Consider the following 15,333-nt stretch of genomic DNA (forward strand, 5'->3'; position numbering starts at 1 on the left):
ATTAAATCTTGATCAGTTAATACAATTTAAACATGATTTTGTGGAACCGGTTTCCTATCTGCGTTTCATCAACCCAGAAAAGCGATCCACGTAAACGGATAAAAAATAACGTACTCTACTGATAAAACAGGATTAAATCCGATGTCCAAGAATTATGCAGCGCTGGCGCGCTCCGTTGTGACGGCTCTGGGAGGCGTCGACAACATCACAGCAGTGACCCACTGTATGACCCGTTTGCGTTTCGTTATCAAAGATGACTCGCAGGTCGACAGCGCGACGCTGAAAACCCTCACTGGCGTGCTGGGCGTGGTGCGCAACGAGAACCAATGTCAGGTGATTATCGGCAACACCGTTTCGCAGGCGTATCGTGAAGTGGTCAGCCTGTTGCCTGCCAACATGCAGCCTGCTGAGCCGCAAATCAAACCCCGACTGACGCTGAAGCGGATTGGCGCGGGGATCCTTGATGCGCTGATCGGCACAATGTCGCCGTTGATCCCGGCGATTATCGGCGGATCAATGCTCAAGCTGCTGGCGATGGTTCTGGAAATGACCGGCGTGCTGGTGAAAGGATCGTCCACGCTCACCATTCTGACCGTCATTGGCGACGGTGCATTCTTCTTCCTGCCGCTGATGGTCGCCGCGTCGGCCGCTATCAAATTCAAAACCAACATGTCGCTGGCTATCGCCATCGCGGGCGTACTGGTGCATCCCAGCTTTATCGACCTGATGGCGAAGGCCGCGCAGGGTGAGCACGTTGAGTTTGCCCTGATCCCAGTGACGGCGGTGAAATACACCTACACGGTGATCCCGGCGCTGGTCATGACCTGGTGCTTGTCATACATCGAACGTTGGGTCGATCGTATAACTCCGGCGGTGACCAAAAACTTCCTCAAACCGATGCTGATCGTGCTGATCGCCGCCCCGCTCGCCATCGTCATCATTGGCCCGATCGGTATCTGGATTGGTAGCGCGATTTCAGCGCTGGTCTATACCATCCACGGCTATCTCGGCTGGCTGTCAGTGGCCATTATGGGCGCGCTGTGGCCGCTGCTGGTAATGACCGGTATGCACCGTGTCTTTACGCCAACCATTATTCAGACCATTGCCGAAACCGGAAAAGAAGGCATGGTAATGCCATCGGAAATTGGCGCCAATTTGTCGTTAGGTGGTTCATCGCTGGCAGTGGCATGGAAAACCAAAAACCCGGAGCTGCGCCAGACGGCGTTGGCGGCCGCCGCCTCAGCCATCATGGCGGGCATTTCCGAACCCGCGCTGTATGGCGTGGCAATCCGCCTGAAACGTCCGCTGATTGCGAGCCTTATCAGCGGTTTTATCTGCGGTGCTGTTGCTGGAATGGCCGGGCTTGCAAGCCACTCCATGGCGGCTCCAGGTCTGTTCACCAGCGTCCAGTTTTTCGATCCGGCCAATCCGATGACCATCGTTTGGGTATTTGGCGTAATGGCGCTGGCGGTAGTGCTTTCTTTTGTATTAACGCTGATTCTCGGCTTTGAAGATATTCCTGTCGAAGATGCAGCCGCGCAGGCCAGAAAAAACCAGGCCGCACAACCGGGCAATATCAATGGAGCCAGCATTTGACTGGTATGAACTGAGGTTAATTATGTCTGTTTTTCCGCAAGGATTTTTATGGGGCGGCGCACTGGCCGCCAACCAATCTGAAGGGGCATACCGGGAAGGCGGCAAAGGGCTGACTACCGTCGATATGATCCCCCACGGCACACACCGCATGCCCGTCAAACTGGGTCAGGAAAAGCGCTTTACGCTGCGGGATGACGAATTTTATCCCAGCCATCAGGCAATCGACTTTTATCATCGCTATAAAGAAGATATCGCGCTGATGGCGGAAATGGGATTTACGGTTTTTCGGACGTCCATTGCCTGGAGCCGCCTCTACCCTAACGGCGACGAGCTGACGCCGAATGAAGACGGAATCGCGTTTTATCGGGCCGTGTTTGCCGAGTGTAAAAAATACGGTATTGAGCCATTAGTCACGCTGTGTCACTTCGATGTGCCTATGCATCTGGTCACCGAGTACGGCTCCTGGCGTAACCGCAAAATGGTGGAGTTCTTTACCCGCTACGCCCGTACCTGCTTCGAGGCCTTTGACGGTCTGGTGAAGTACTGGCTGACGTTCAACGAAATCAACATTATGCTGCACAGCCCCTTTTCAGGCGCCGGGCTGGTATTTGAAGAAGGTGAAAATCAGGATCAGGTGAAATATCAGTCCGCTCACCACGAACTGATAGCCAGCGCCCTGGCGACTAAAATAGCCCATGAAATTAATCCGCAAAACCAGGTCGGTTGTATGCTGGCTGGCGGTAATTTTTATCCTTACTCGTGTAAGCCGGAAGATGTGTGGACCGCACTGGAAAAAGACCGTGAAAACCTGTTCTTTATTGATGTGCAGGCGCGCGGGGCCTACCCGGCTTACTCTGCCCGCGTGTTTCGCGAAAAAGGCGTGGTAATCGAAAAAGCCCCGGAAGACGACGACATCCTGAAAAACACCGTCGATTTCGTCTCGTTCAGCTATTACGCATCGCGCTGCGCCTCCGCTGAAATGAACACGGGCAATACCAGCGCCGCCAACGTGGTGAAGTCGCTGCGTAATCCGTACATTGCCGCCAGTGAATGGGGCTGGGGAATCGATCCGCTCGGCCTGCGCATCACCATGAATATGATGTATGACCGCTACCAGAAGCCGCTGTTTCTGGTGGAAAACGGGCTGGGAGCGAAAGATGAAATCGATGCTAACGGTGAGATCAATGACGACTATCGCATCAGCTATTTACGCGAACATATTCGCGCCATGGCAGACGCGATTGAAGATGGCGTGCCACTGATGGGTTACACCTCCTGGGGCTGTATCGATCTGGTTTCAGCCTCAACCGGTGAGATGAGCAAACGCTACGGTTTTGTCTATGTGGACCGCGATGACGCGGGCAACGGCACGCTGGCACGTACACGCAAGAAATCATTCTGGTGGTACAAAAAAGTCATCGCCAGTAACGGTGCCGATCTGGCATGACGGATCTGCCGGAGGGGGTTACAGCCTTCCGGCAGAAGTACATATTTTCATTTCATTTATTACATTCCGGATTTGGAATCGTCCTTCCAGTTTCAGGTTTGCCCTCCCCCTTTTTTACTGGCATTTTATTCAGTAGTTTTTAATCCTGGCCGTTCACCACAAGGAAGCGTGCATGTTTGATAAAAAGGGCAAAACAGCGGTGGCAATCACCAAACCGGTACGTCGCTTGAAAGTCAGCTATGTCAGAAAACGCCATGAAGATCCAAAAACGGGATATACACGACGAATCAGTCGTCACGCCTCACTCACGCTGAACGGCGACTGGCTGGAACAAGCTGGATTTCCGACCGGTACGGCAGTGAATGTATCAGTGATGCAGGGGAAATTAATTATTGAGCAGGCAATTGAATGACGAGGATACACTGGGAAAACAGGCCGGATGTGGTTCACATCCGGCACTGATACAGTTTACTCTTCTGGTGCTTCCAACTCGGAGAATCCACCGTGTCCTTCCCAACCGGCTAATCGCTGATAGACGGTATCAACCGCATCTTTGATCGGCTGTGTCATCGGGTAGTAAAAACCGACGATGTCCGGTTGAATGCCGAGGAAAATTACCTCACCAACATCGTCTTTCAGCTGATCTACCAGGTAGTTCAGCGGCATGTTGTGGGTGGTCATCATGAACATCTCGGCAATGTCATCAGGATCGATAATGCGGATTTCACCGGGGTTCAGCCCCATATCGGTGGCATCAACAATCAACAAACGTTGCGGACGCAGTTCACGGATGGCGACAATATCGTTCTCCGGCGCGCTACCGCCGTCGATGACAACCCAGTTGCCTTGAGGATTTGCAGCACACATTTCAGCCAGCAGCGGGCCCGCGCCGTCATCGCCCATCATGCTGTTACCCACACATAATAAAACGTCAGTCACGGTGTCTCCTCACCATCAGATAGATGGCGCTTTCCTGGTGTATGTCGTGCAGCATGCTAAGCATCAGCTTGCTCCACTCCTGCTGCTGCGGGGTCTGCACGGCACGCGCATCATCGAACGCGCGCGCCAGCATTTGTACATGGTTGAAATCGATAACGATCTCGCCGTATTTCGGCACGCCTTCCATTTTCCGGCGGGCTTCGCTTCCCTCAGCAAGGGTAGCAATCCATGCCAAATATTCGTCCCATGGACAAGTTAACGCCGCTTCCAGGCAATCGATGATCCCAAGGTGGTGACCAATCGCCAGGCTGTAATAGACAACCTGCTGCGCCTCAGCGGGCGTCGCATCGTTCTCATCAATAAACTTACGGCTCAGTTGACTGAACACCACCGTTTCACTCATCGGATACGCGCCTCTTCGACAACATGGTTAAGATGCGTGACGATCTCGGTCAGACGCGGATCGTTTTCCGCTTCCAGCCAGCGCGCAACCTGATGCTCGCCCTGCCCTAACTGCGTCATATAGTCATCAGCAATCTGGCGACCATAGCGGTATCCCGCCAGACGGCGAGCCTCGCGATCCACCTTCACGCGCAGCGGCTGAACCATGTCCGGATGCAGAATTTCCGCCGGCTGTTCGTCCAGTTCACCCGGCGCACGCGCGTGAATTTTTTGCTCCAGCAGACCCAGCGCCATAGCAAAACCATACAGCGTTGCCGCAGGCGTCGGCGGACAACCTGGAATATACACGTCCACCGGTACGATTTTGTCCGTGCCGCCCCATACGCAGTATAAGTCGTGGAAGATACCGCCGCTGTTACCGCAGGCACCGTAAGAGATACAAATTTTCGGATCTGGCGCAGACTGCCAGGCACGCAGCGCCGGAGAGCGCATGGCACGGGTTACCGCGCCGGTAAACAGCAGAATATCCGCATGGCGCGGTGACGGGACGACTTTGATGCCAAAACGTTCGGCATCAAACAGCGGAGAAAGCGTAGCAAAGATTTCGATTTCGCAACCGTTGCAGCCGCCGCAGTCCACGCGGTAAACGTACGCTGAACGCTTGATGCTTTTCAGCAGCGACGCTTTCATGCTGGCAATGGATTCATCCACCGTCATCGGTACCGGAATACCGTTGGCGTCACGTGGGCCTAATAAATTGCTCATCAGCTGGCCTCTTTCATATGGCGAGTCAGTTCAATACGGTCAGACGGCACCAGGCATTTCTGGCGCTTACAGTCCGGGCAGGTCTCAAAGCTTTCACGGTGGTTTTCCGCGCGGGTATCACCGTTGTGCTTAAGCAGCGCAATGGCGTAATCAATCTCTTTTTGCACCGCAAACGGACGGTTACATACGCGGCAATTGCACAGGCCAAAACGAGACTGCTGCAGGAAATCATCTTTCTTCCACACCGCCAGCTCATACTCCTGCGACAGCTTGATCGCCGCTGTCGGGCAGACTTCTTCGCAGCGGGCGCAGAAAATGCAGCGCCCAAGGTTGAACTGCCACGCCAGCTCATTGGTGACCAGATCGGTTTCTACCGTCAGCGCGTTCGACGGGCACGCGTTCACACAGGCCGCACAGCCGATGCACTGCTGCGGATTATGTTCCGGTTTGCCACGGAAGTTTTTATCGACCGCAATCGGCTCCAGCGGATACGACGACGTCGGTGCCCCGGTTTTGATGACTTTTTTGATAAAGGTAAACATGGCGATTCCTTATTTCAGCGGCGAGTTTTTACGCTCGATGCTGTAGCGCTCAAGTTCTTTGTACGGCACGACTTTGCTCTTCTTCTTACGCACATCAACCACAGTCATACGGTCAGTACAGGAGTAGCAAGGATCGAGGCTACCGATAATCAGCGGGGCATCGGAAACGGTATTGCCACGCAGCATGTAGCGCAGCGTCGGCCAGTTGGCGTAAGTCGCCGCACGGCAGCGCCAGCGATACAGTTTCTGGTTGTCGCCGGTCATGCTCCAGTGGATGTCATCTCCACGCGGCGCTTCAGCAAAGCCCAGTGCGAAACGGTGAGGAATATAGGTAAATCCTTCCACCATCAGCGGACCGCCCGGCAGGTTGTCCAGACCAAAGTCGATCATATTCAGCGCGGTGTAGACTTCATTAATACGGACTTTCAGGCGAGAAATAACGTCGCAGCCCTGCTCGCTGTGAACTTCCATCGGCAGCAGACCATAGCCGACAAACGGGTGATCAGCGCGGGTGTCACGCGCGTGGCCGCTGGCGCGAACCATCGGGCCGACGTTACTGAAGTCACGGGCAATTTCCGGATCAAGCCGACCAATACCAACGGTACGCTGTTCCATGTTCGGCGTGCTGAGCAGCATATCGACCAGTTCCTGCACGTCACGACGCATCTGCTGCGCCAGTTGACGGGTCTGGATCATATCTTCTTTCAGCAGATCACGACGGATACCGCCGATCAGGTTCAGACCGTAGGTTTTACGTGCCCCAGTGAGGATCTCCGCCATCTTCATCGACGTTTCACGCACGCGGAAGAACTGCATAAAGCCGGAGTCAAAACCGGTGAAGTGACAGGCCAGGCCGAGGTTGAGCAGGTGCGAGTGCAGACGCTCAACTTCCAGCAGAATAGCGCGGATCATCTGCGCACGTTCCGGCACCACGATGCCCATCGCATTCTCAACGGAGGTGGTGTAAGCGGTGCTATGCGCAAAGCCGCAGATGCCGCACACGCGATCTGACAGGAACGTCACTTCGTTGTAACCCATGCGGGTTTCCGCCAGTTTCTCCATGCCGCGGTGGACATAGAACAGACGGTAATCGGCGTCGATGATGTTCTCACCGTCAACAAACAGGCGGAAGTGACCGGGTTCATCGGAGGTGACGTGCAACGGGCCAATCGGCACCACGTTATTTTTCTTGTCGCCCAGTTCGTTGATGAACTCGTAGGTTTCAGCATCGGTAGTCGGCGCCGGGCGCTGACGATAATCCATGCTGTCTTTACGCAGCGGATAGAGTTCGTCCGGCCAGTCATCCGGTAACACCAGACGGCGCTCATCCGGTAAACCAACCGGGATCAAACCGTACATGTCGCGCACTTCACGCTCGCCCCAGACCGCTGCTGGAACGCGCGGCGTGACGGACGGGAACTCCAGTTTATTGGCATCGACTTCAACGCGGACGGTTATCCAGCACTTGGTGCCCTGCTCCATCGACATCACGTAATAAACGGCGTAATGACCGCACAGCTGACGTTCGTCGTTACCAAACAGCACGGATAACCAGCCGCCCTGTTTGTAGTACAGGAACTCCACCACTTCCGGCAGGTAGTTCACCTTGACGGTGATCGTCAGCTGATCTTTGGTCTGCCAGGCTTCATCCAGCACCACGCCCGGAAAGGCCTGGTGCAGCGCAGCGAGATATTGTTGACCTAATTTTTCTTCAGACATGCTCAAACTCTCTTAAATCACGCCACCAGCAAGGAGACGAACGCTAAAAACGCAAACCCAAAACCGGCCCAGGTCACGCGTGAAGTGGCGCAAAAACGCAGACGCGCCATGCTGTTTTCGAACAGGGCGATGACCAGCACGCCGAGGACCAGCTTGACGACGGCAATCACCAGCGCCAGCAGCAGTCCACCGGCGGTGAAGGTTTCCATCTGTCCCCACGGCAGGAACACGCCAACGAACATTTGCAGAACGACCAGCTGTTTGAGGCTAATGCCCCACTTCAGCACGGCAAAACCGCTGCCGCTGTATTCGGTCAATGGACCTTCCTGCAGCTCCTGCTCTGCTTCCGCCAGATCGAACGGCAGTTTGCCCATTTCGATAAAGGTGGCGAAAGCACAGGCGCACAGTGCCAGAATCAGCGGAATGCTGCGCGCAGCAGGCCAGTGATAAATGGTATCGGCGATATTGCTGATATGGGTTGAACCCGCAACCTGTGCCGCTACCCACAGCCCCAGCAGCAGGATAGGTTCAACCAGCACGCCGAGCATCGCTTCACGGCTGGCGCCAATGGCGGTAAACGGGCTACCGGTATCCAGTCCCGCGATAGAGAAGAAGAAACGGGCGATGGCGAACAGGTAAATTAAGGTGATCAGATCGCCCAGTTGTGGCAGCGGCGAGCCAACGGTCACTACCGGCAACGCAGTGGCGATAGTCAGCATCACGCCCACCATCACAAACGGCGTCAGGCGGAAAACCCAGCTGGAATCCGCAGGCGCAATGCTCTGACGGCCCAACAGTTTGATAATGTCGCGGTATTCCTGCAAAACGCCCGGACCGCGGCGATTGTGCAAACGCGCACGCGCCACGCGGGTAACACCGGACAGCAGCGGCGCAACGGCAAACAGCACCAGCGCCTGAATTAACGGATATAAAACACTCATTCTCAGGCTCCTCGTGAAACCACAATCACCACCAGCACCGCCAGCTCAATCAGCGCCAGGCGACGGAACAGCACCGGTGCAGCCGCATTCTGCCAGCCCGGAACCAGTGATACCGGGTTCAGCCATTTACGCAGTTTGAGTACCGGGGCAAAGGCTTCTTTCACCGGCATGGCAAAACCGTGCGCGGTAATCACCATTGACTGCTCGTGATCGTAACCACACACCCATGCCGCACCGCGTGAACGCGACGGCAGACGGTTGCCTTTGAAAATGGCCATGATGATGAACGGCAGCAGCGGACACGCGATCAGCAGCAGCGTGATCATTGGCTGAGAAACGGTGGTGTTCGCGGTTTCCAACGGCAGCGGAACGGCAGAGGAGATCATCGGCAGCAGCCACGGCGCAGCAACGCCGCCAATCACGCAGCAGATAGCCAGCGCGACGACGCTCACTCCCATCAGGATTGGCGCGCAGCAGGCATTTTCAGCTTCCTTCGTGCGCGGTGCGCCAAGGAACGTAACGCCATAGACTTTCGCCATACACATCACCGCCAGCGCGCCGGTAATTGCCAGCCCTACCGCCAGCAACGGTCCTAACAGGCTACCGACAAACGCGCCGCTGTTGCCAAGCTTAAAGAAGGATTGGTAGATAACCCACTCACCGGCAAAACCGTTCAGCGGCGGCAGTGCGGCCATCGCCATCAGACCAACCAGCATCGCCAGCGAGATAACCGGCATACGTTTACCGATACCGCCCAGTTTTTCGATATCACGATGACCGGTACGGAACCAGATGCTGCCTGCGCCCAGGAACAGAACGCTTTTGAACAGGCTGTGGTTTACCAGGTGGTACAGACCGCCGGTCAAACCCAGCGCAATCAGTGCCGGTTGATTCAGGGAAATTCCGGTCACGCCAGCGCCCAGACCCAGCAGAATAATGCCGATGTTTTCCAGCGTGTGGTACGCCAGCAGGCGCTGGATATTGTGTTCCATCAGCGCATACAGACCGCCAACAAACGCGGTGATCATGCCCAGCACCAGCAGCGTAATCCCCCACCACAGCGGCGCGTTACCGCCCAGCAGCGACAAGGAGAGAATACCCAGCAGACCAACCTTCATGACGACGGTAGAGAACAGCGCAGCAGCCGGTGCGCTGGCATTGGCGTGTGCCTGTGGCACCCAACCGTGCAGCGGAATAATCCCGGCCAGCAGGCCAAAACCTGCCACGCCCAGCAGCCAGATGTCAGACCCGAGCGGCAGCTCCTGGGTGCGCAGGTCTAGCAGACGCAGCTCCAGCGTGCCGTAACGTTGCCACACCAGGTAGCAGGCGACCGCCAGCAGCAGCGTACCAATACGCCCCAGCGCAAACCAAAGTTTGCCTTCTTTACTGCATCCGGTAAGGAACACGGCACACAGCGCCATGATTTCCGCCATCACCACCAGCGTACCAAGGTTGCTGGCAACCACCGCACATACCGCCGCGGCCATCAGCAGATTCACCAGCAGGCCGTTAGCTTTCACCTGCGGATGACGATGCCAGTCAATGTTGTACAGGCTGACAAACAGGCCGCACAGGCCCAGTGTAATCAGCCAGATAGCATTCAGCGGAGTAATTTGCAGACTGTGACCAATAAACGGCATCACGCCGCTCACTGCCAGCGCATTAGTCAGAACGGTAAAACCCGCGGCTGCCGTACACAGGCTGCCGACTGCACCGCCAACCCCAGCAATCCAGCCGCTCAGCGATTTATGAAATGAAAACAGAAATGCCAGAACCGCAGCCGCTGTAAACCAGGCTACGCCGCTGTTAATCAGTGAAATTGCGCTCATTTTGCATCCCCACTCTGAGCCTGCTGAAACAAGGTGAGATCGCCGAAATCGGTATTGAAAGTCAGCTCACGCTTACGTTTGCTGGCGCGGGCGATATCCATGTTGCTCACCAGATGCAGGGCTTTGGTCGGACACATGCGCACGCAGGCAGGACCTTGCTCGTCAAAACTACACAGATCGCATTTCACCGCGATGGCACGAACGCCAGGAACCCAGTCCAACAGCGAACTCACGCGAGCAGGCGCTGGCGGAGCCGGAGGCGCTTTTGGCGTATTGGCGTTTGCCGGAATGTGTAGCGGACGGCTACCGGAAAACTCTATCGCGCCAAACGGACAAGCGATCCCGCACAGTTTGCAGCTTACGCACAGGCTTTCGTTCAGCTGTACGGCGCCATCAACGCGGTTAATGGCATTAACCGGACACACGGTGGCGCAAGGCGCATCTTCACACTGGTGGCAAAGCTGCGGCGCGGATTCTTTTTCATTTAACATCACTTTCAGGCGCGGCATTGACTGCAGGCCATGCTGGCGATGTGTCTCTGAGCAGGCGGCTTCACAGGTGTGGCAGCCAATACAAAGAGTGGAGTCAGCAATTACAAAACGATTCACCAGGCATTCCTCAGGTGATAGTCATTTTTGACGAAAACATGTCTACCAAATGTCATTTCGACATTTTTCGACATGCCCATTCCCTAAAACGTCGTGACGCAGTATGTAGACCGCATCATGACAAAGTGGGCAGCACCCGAGGCTTAAGCCGGGCTGTGTCCCTCAACCAGCTGGCTTAAATTCACCGGCATATTGTTCTCAACCGCGGTGTACAGGCTGTCGTAGACGGTGGCGATTTTTTCGAGATAGTGCTCCAGCACCTGCTCGCGATCGCGGTTGCTAATACGCTCATCGACCTTACCGTCGATAGTCAATTCTGCCTGTGCAATCAGCTGCTTATCATCACCGTCTTTCGTTTCGACGTAGTATTCGATGGTATGGCTGTTAAAGCCGTCCGCCAGCGTGACGTAGATAGTGAAGTGTTCAAAAAGGACGAAGCAGAGATCCTTGTCCGGTGCGCAGCTCATCGCATGATGCAAACGCGCTTTTGACAGGGTGATCCCCTGAACCAGCGAGTTGCAGTAAATACGCCACTGGTCCTGTAGGCGACGATGCCGTTCAGCGATGTAATCGGCTTTTTCGCTTATTTCCCAAATAGTCATGTCAGGTTACCCGTTTAGCAGAGATGAACAGCCTTAAGCACATTTCATGCCAAAATTAAATTACTTAATTTTCATATAGATAAAAAATCAAAGGCGGGTGACGACATGTCATTTCGTCATCGTCGTCATTGTCACGAATGAAAAAAATCAACCTGGCATGCTTATTGCTTTTAATACGTCAACTTCACAGGAGGCGGTATGCACGAAATAACCCTCTGCCAACGGGCACTGGAATTGATTGAACAACAGGCCACGCAACACGGTGCTAAGCGAGTAACTGGGGTCTGGCTCAAAATTGGCGCATTTTCTTGCGTAGAAACCAGCGCTCTCTCCTTTTGTTTTGATCTGGTATGCCGCGGGACCCTTGCAGAAGGTTGTAAACTCCACCTCGAAGAACAAGAAGCCGAATGTTGGTGCGAATCTTGTCAGCAATACGTCACGTTACTGACGCAACGCGTGCGCCGATGCCCGCAATGCAACAGCGATATGCTGAGAATTGTGGCCGATGACGGCTTACAGATTCGACGTATTGAAATAGATGAAACTCCAGCGCCGGATGGCGACGCTTAAGCGTCTTATCCAGCCTACAGAAACAGCTCGTTTGTAGGCCGGATAAGGCAACGCAGCCATCCGGCAACAGATGTATCGCAAGTAAAAAGATCAGGAGTGAGCGATGTGTACGACATGTGGTTGCGCTGAAGGCAACCTATATATAGAGGGTGATGAGCATAATCCCCACTCGGCGTTTCGCAGCGCGCCATTTGCCCCGGCGGCTCGTCCGGCGCTGAATATTACCGGTGTGAAGACCTCAAATTTCACACCGAGCCAGACTGAAGAAGGCGATTTGCACTACGGTCACGGTGAGGCCGGAACCCACGCACCAGGTATGAGCCAACGCCGTATGCTGGAAGTGGAAATTGACGTACTGGACAAAAACAACCGCCTCGCCGAGCGCAACCGTGCCCGCTTTGCGGCCCGTCAGCATCTGGTGCTGAACCTTGTTTCAAGCCCGGGCTCTGGTAAAACTACCCTGCTGACCGAAACGCTGATGAAGCTGAAAGATAGCGTGCCGTGCGCCGTTATTGAAGGTGACCAGCAGACGGTGAACGATGCCGCCCGTATTCGCGCCACAGGCACACCCGCCATTCAGGTCAACACCGGTAAAGGTTGCCACCTTGACGCACAAATGATTGCTGACGCCGCGCCGCGTTTGCCGCTTGACGATAACGGTATTCTGTTCATTGAAAACGTCGGCAACCTGGTCTGCCCGGCCAGCTTCGACCTCGGCGAGCGCCATAAAGTGGCCGTGCTTTCAGTAACCGAAGGTGAAGACAAACCGCTGAAATACCCGCATATGTTTGCCGCCGCATCGCTGATGCTGCTCAACAAAGTGGATCTACTGCCGTACCTCAATTTTGACGTTGAAAAATGCATTGCCAGCGCCCGGGAAGTGAACCCGGGGATTGAGATTATCCTAATTTCCGCCACCAGTGGTGAAGGGATGGATCAATGGCTCTCCTGGCTGGAGACGCAGCGATGTGCATAGGTGTTCCGGGTCAAATCCGCACCATTGATGGCAACCAGGCCAAAGTCGACGTTTGCGGTATTCAGCGCGATGTCGACCTGACGCTGGTCGGTAGCTGTGATGAACATGGCCAACCGCGCCTCGGCCAGTGGGTACTGGTCCACGTCGGTTTTGCCATGAGCATCATTAATGAAGCTGAAGCGCGCGATACGCTCGACGCGCTGCAAAACATGTTTGACGTTGAGCCGGATGTCGGCGCGTTGCTGTACGGCGAGGAAAAATAAATGCGTTTTGTTGACGAATACCGCGCACCAGAACAGGTGATGCAGTTGATAGAGCACCTGTGCGAACGTGCCGCCCACCTCTCCTACACGGCTGAACGCCCGCTGCGGATCATGGAAGTTTGTGGTGGTCATACCCACGCTATCTTCAAATTCGGGCTCGACCAGTTGCTACCGGAAAACGTGGAGTTTATTCATGGTCCGGGTTGCCCGGTTTGCGTTCTGCCGATGGGCAGAATCGACAGCTGTGTAGAAATCGCCAGCCATCCAGAAGTGATTTTCTGCACCTTTGGCGACGCTATGCGCGTCCCGGGTAAGCAAGGCTCCCTGCTGCAAGCCAAGGCGCGCGGTGCGGATATCCGTATTGTGTATTCACCGATGGATGCACTGAAGCTGGCGCAGGAAAACCCAACGCGTAAAGTGGTGTTCTTTGGCCTGGGTTTTGAAACCACAATGCCAACGACCGCTATCACCCTGCAACAGGCAAAGCAGCGTGATGTGCAGAACTTTTACTTTTTCTGCCAGCACATCACGCTTATCCCTACGCTGCGCAGCCTGCTGGAACAGCCGGACAACGGTATCGACGCCTTTTTAGCGCCGGGCCACGTCAGCATGGTGATTGGCACCGACGCCTATAATTTCATTGCTTCAGATTTCCATCGCCCGCTGGTGGTCGCCGGTTTCGAACCGCTCGATCTCCTGCAAGGCGTAGTGATGTTAATTGAGCAGAAAATTGCAGCCCAAAGCCAGGTAGAAAACCAGTACCGCCGCGTGGTACCGGATGCCGGTAACGCGTTAGCGCAACAGGCCATTGCCGAGGTGTTCTGCGTCAATGGTGACAGCGAATGGCGCGGTCTGGGCGTTATCGAATCCTCTGGCGTTCACCTGACGCCGGACTATCAGCGCTTTGATGCCGAAGCACATTTCCAGCCAGCGCCGCAGCAGGTGTATGACGATCCGCGCGCGCGTTGTGGGGAAGTGCTGACGGGCAGATGTAAACCACATCAGTGCCCGTTGTTTGGCAAAACGTGTAACCCGGAGACCGCGTTTGGCGCCCTGATGGTCTCCTCAGAAGGCGCATGTGCCGCCTGGTATCAGTATCGTCAGCAGGAGTGTGAAGCATGAGCAGCGTACAACTCGCCCACGGTAGCGGCGGTCAGGCTATGCAGCAGTTGATCAACAGTCTGTTTATGGAGGCTTTCGCGAATCCGTGGCTGGCGGAACAAGAAGATCAAGCGCGTCTGGAACTGGCACAACTGGTGGCAGAAGGCGATCGTCTGGCGTTTTCAACTGACAGCTACGTTATCGATCCGTTGTTCTTCCCCGGCGGCAATATCGGCAAGCTGGCCATCTGCGGTACGGCTAACGACGTAGCGGTCAGCGGGGCTATTCCACGCTACCTCTCCTGCGGTTTTATCCTCGAAGAGGGTCTGCCGATGGAGACACTGAAAACCGTTGTTAACAGCATGGCAGCAACCGCGCGCGAAGCAGGCATCGCCATCGTGACTGGCGATACCAAAGTCGTGCAGCGTGGTGCAGCAGACAAGCTGTTCATTAACACTGCCGGAATGGGGGCAATTCCCGCCAACATTCACTGGGGTGCACAGACTCTCAGCGTGGGTGATGTGCTGCTGGTCAGTGGCTCTCTTGGCGATCACGGGGCAACTATCCTTAACCTACGCGAGCAATTGGGTCTGGATGGCGAACTGGTCAGCGACTGCGCGGTGTTAACACCTCTTATCCAGACGCTGCGTGATATTCCTGGCGTGAAGGCGCTTCGTGACGCCACCCGTGGCGGCGTGAATGCGGTCACGCATGAATTTGCCGCAGCATGCGGATTTGGTATTGAGCTGTCGGAAGCTGCTCTGCCCGTGAAGCCAGCGGTGCGTGGCGTTTGCGAGCTGCTGGGTCTGGATGCGCTCAACTTTGCTAACGAAGGCAAACTGGTGATTGCCGTTGAACGCCAGGCCGCTGAAACCGTACTTGCCGCACTGTGCGCGCATCCGTTAGGACGCGATGCGGCAATGATTGGTGAAGTGGTCGAACGCAAAGGTGTTCGTCTTGCCGGACTCTACGGCGTGAAACGAACCCTCGATTTACCACACGCCGAACCATTACCTCGTATATGCTAGCAGCC

The 15,333-nt window shown here is 55.2% G+C and carries 17 protein-coding genes; 8 read left to right on the forward strand and 9 right to left on the reverse strand.

What is annotated here, in order from left to right:
* Nucleotides 1–141 precede the first annotated feature (141 nt).
* The 3 genes from ascF to C2U43_RS20120 all read left to right on the forward strand — a co-directional run bounded on the left by ascF (nt 142) and on the right by C2U43_RS20120 (nt 3,455).
* Nucleotides 142–1,596, forward strand: a complete 1,455-nt coding sequence (gene ascF, locus C2U43_RS20110; protein WP_032944740.1) for a PTS cellobiose/arbutin/salicin transporter subunit IIBC — start codon at nt 142–144, stop codon at nt 1,594–1,596.
* Nucleotides 1,597–1,618: 22 nt separating this feature from the next.
* Nucleotides 1,619–3,043 (forward strand): 6-phospho-beta-glucosidase, encoded by a 1,425-nt coding sequence (locus C2U43_RS20115; RefSeq protein WP_008785629.1) that lies wholly within the window; start codon nt 1,619–1,621, stop codon nt 3,041–3,043.
* A gap of 172 nt (nt 3,044–3,215) precedes the next feature.
* Complete coding sequence (locus tag C2U43_RS20120) at nt 3,216–3,455, forward strand: SymE family type I addiction module toxin (protein WP_008785630.1); 240 nt, start codon at nt 3,216–3,218, stop codon at nt 3,453–3,455.
* Between the two features lie 56 nt (nt 3,456–3,511).
* Here the strand turns inward: C2U43_RS20120 and hycI are convergent, their stop codons facing one another.
* The 9 genes from hycI to hycA all read right to left on the reverse strand — a co-directional run bounded on the left by hycI (nt 3,512) and on the right by hycA (nt 11,390).
* On the reverse strand, nt 3,512–3,982 hold the full coding sequence (gene hycI, locus C2U43_RS20125; protein ID WP_003037382.1) for a hydrogenase maturation peptidase HycI: 471 nt from the start codon (nt 3,980–3,982) through the stop codon (nt 3,512–3,514).
* Nucleotides 3,975–4,385: a formate hydrogenlyase maturation HycH family protein gene (locus C2U43_RS20130; RefSeq protein WP_003037385.1), complete on the reverse strand. Its 411-nt coding sequence runs from the start codon at nt 4,383–4,385 to the stop codon at nt 3,975–3,977. Before C2U43_RS20130 ends, hycI begins: the two co-directional genes overlap by 8 nt.
* Nucleotides 4,382–5,149, reverse strand: coding sequence for a formate hydrogenlyase subunit HycG (gene hycG, locus C2U43_RS20135; RefSeq protein ID WP_003037388.1), 768 nt, complete (start codon nt 5,147–5,149; stop codon nt 4,382–4,384). Before hycG ends, C2U43_RS20130 begins: the two co-directional genes overlap by 4 nt.
* Nucleotides 5,149–5,691 (reverse strand): formate hydrogenlyase complex iron-sulfur subunit, encoded by a 543-nt coding sequence (locus C2U43_RS20140; protein ID WP_003825918.1) that lies wholly within the window; start codon nt 5,689–5,691, stop codon nt 5,149–5,151. The genes hycG and C2U43_RS20140 overlap by 1 nt, the downstream gene beginning before the upstream one ends.
* A 9-nt stretch (nt 5,692–5,700) precedes the next feature.
* Complete coding sequence (hycE, locus tag C2U43_RS20145) at nt 5,701–7,410, reverse strand: formate hydrogenlyase subunit HycE (RefSeq protein ID WP_003037393.1); 1,710 nt, start codon at nt 7,408–7,410, stop codon at nt 5,701–5,703.
* Nucleotides 7,411–7,427: 17 nt separating this feature from the next.
* Nucleotides 7,428–8,351 (reverse strand): respiratory chain complex I subunit 1 family protein, encoded by a 924-nt coding sequence (locus C2U43_RS20150; protein WP_003825914.1) that lies wholly within the window; start codon nt 8,349–8,351, stop codon nt 7,428–7,430.
* Between the two features lie 2 nt (nt 8,352–8,353).
* A complete protein-coding gene (hycC, locus tag C2U43_RS20155; RefSeq protein ID WP_003825912.1) occupies nt 8,354–10,180 on the reverse strand; it encodes a formate hydrogenlyase subunit 3 in 1,827 nt (608 codons plus the stop codon).
* Nucleotides 10,177–10,788 (reverse strand): formate hydrogenlyase subunit HycB, encoded by a 612-nt coding sequence (gene hycB, locus C2U43_RS20160; RefSeq protein WP_003825909.1) that lies wholly within the window; start codon nt 10,786–10,788, stop codon nt 10,177–10,179. Before hycB ends, hycC begins: the two co-directional genes overlap by 4 nt.
* 143 nt (nt 10,789–10,931) lie before the next feature.
* A complete protein-coding gene (gene hycA, locus C2U43_RS20165; protein ID WP_008785633.1) occupies nt 10,932–11,390 on the reverse strand; it encodes a formate hydrogenlyase regulator HycA in 459 nt (152 codons plus the stop codon).
* Between the two features lie 198 nt (nt 11,391–11,588).
* Between hycA and hypA the strand changes: the two genes are divergently transcribed.
* The 5 genes from hypA (at nt 11,589) to hypE (ending at nt 15,328) form a co-directional block, all read left to right on the forward strand.
* On the forward strand, nt 11,589–11,960 hold the full coding sequence (gene hypA / locus C2U43_RS20170; protein ID WP_008785634.1) for a hydrogenase maturation nickel metallochaperone HypA: 372 nt from the start codon (nt 11,589–11,591) through the stop codon (nt 11,958–11,960).
* Between the two features lie 103 nt (nt 11,961–12,063).
* On the forward strand, nt 12,064–12,936 hold the full coding sequence (hypB, locus tag C2U43_RS20175) for a hydrogenase nickel incorporation protein HypB (protein ID WP_003037409.1): 873 nt from the start codon (nt 12,064–12,066) through the stop codon (nt 12,934–12,936).
* A complete protein-coding gene (gene hypC, locus C2U43_RS20180) occupies nt 12,927–13,199 on the forward strand; it encodes a hydrogenase 3 maturation protein HypC (RefSeq protein ID WP_003037411.1) in 273 nt (90 codons plus the stop codon). Before hypB ends, hypC begins: the two co-directional genes overlap by 10 nt.
* Entirely contained in the window at nt 13,200–14,321 is a 1,122-nt protein-coding gene (hypD, locus tag C2U43_RS20185) for a hydrogenase formation protein HypD (protein ID WP_003825899.1), read from the forward strand.
* Nucleotides 14,318–15,328 carry a hydrogenase maturation carbamoyl dehydratase HypE gene (hypE, locus tag C2U43_RS20190; RefSeq protein WP_103285690.1) on the forward strand — a complete coding sequence of 337 codons (1,011 nt, stop codon included), beginning with the start codon at nt 14,318–14,320 and terminating at the stop codon, nt 15,326–15,328. The genes hypD and hypE overlap by 4 nt, the downstream gene beginning before the upstream one ends.
* Nucleotides 15,329–15,333: the final 5 nt, after the last annotated feature.

Origin of the sequence: Citrobacter freundii complex sp. CFNIH9 (genome assembly GCF_002903305.1) — a bacterium.
In the GTDB taxonomy this organism is placed as follows: domain Bacteria; phylum Pseudomonadota; class Gammaproteobacteria; order Enterobacterales; family Enterobacteriaceae; genus Citrobacter; species Citrobacter portucalensis.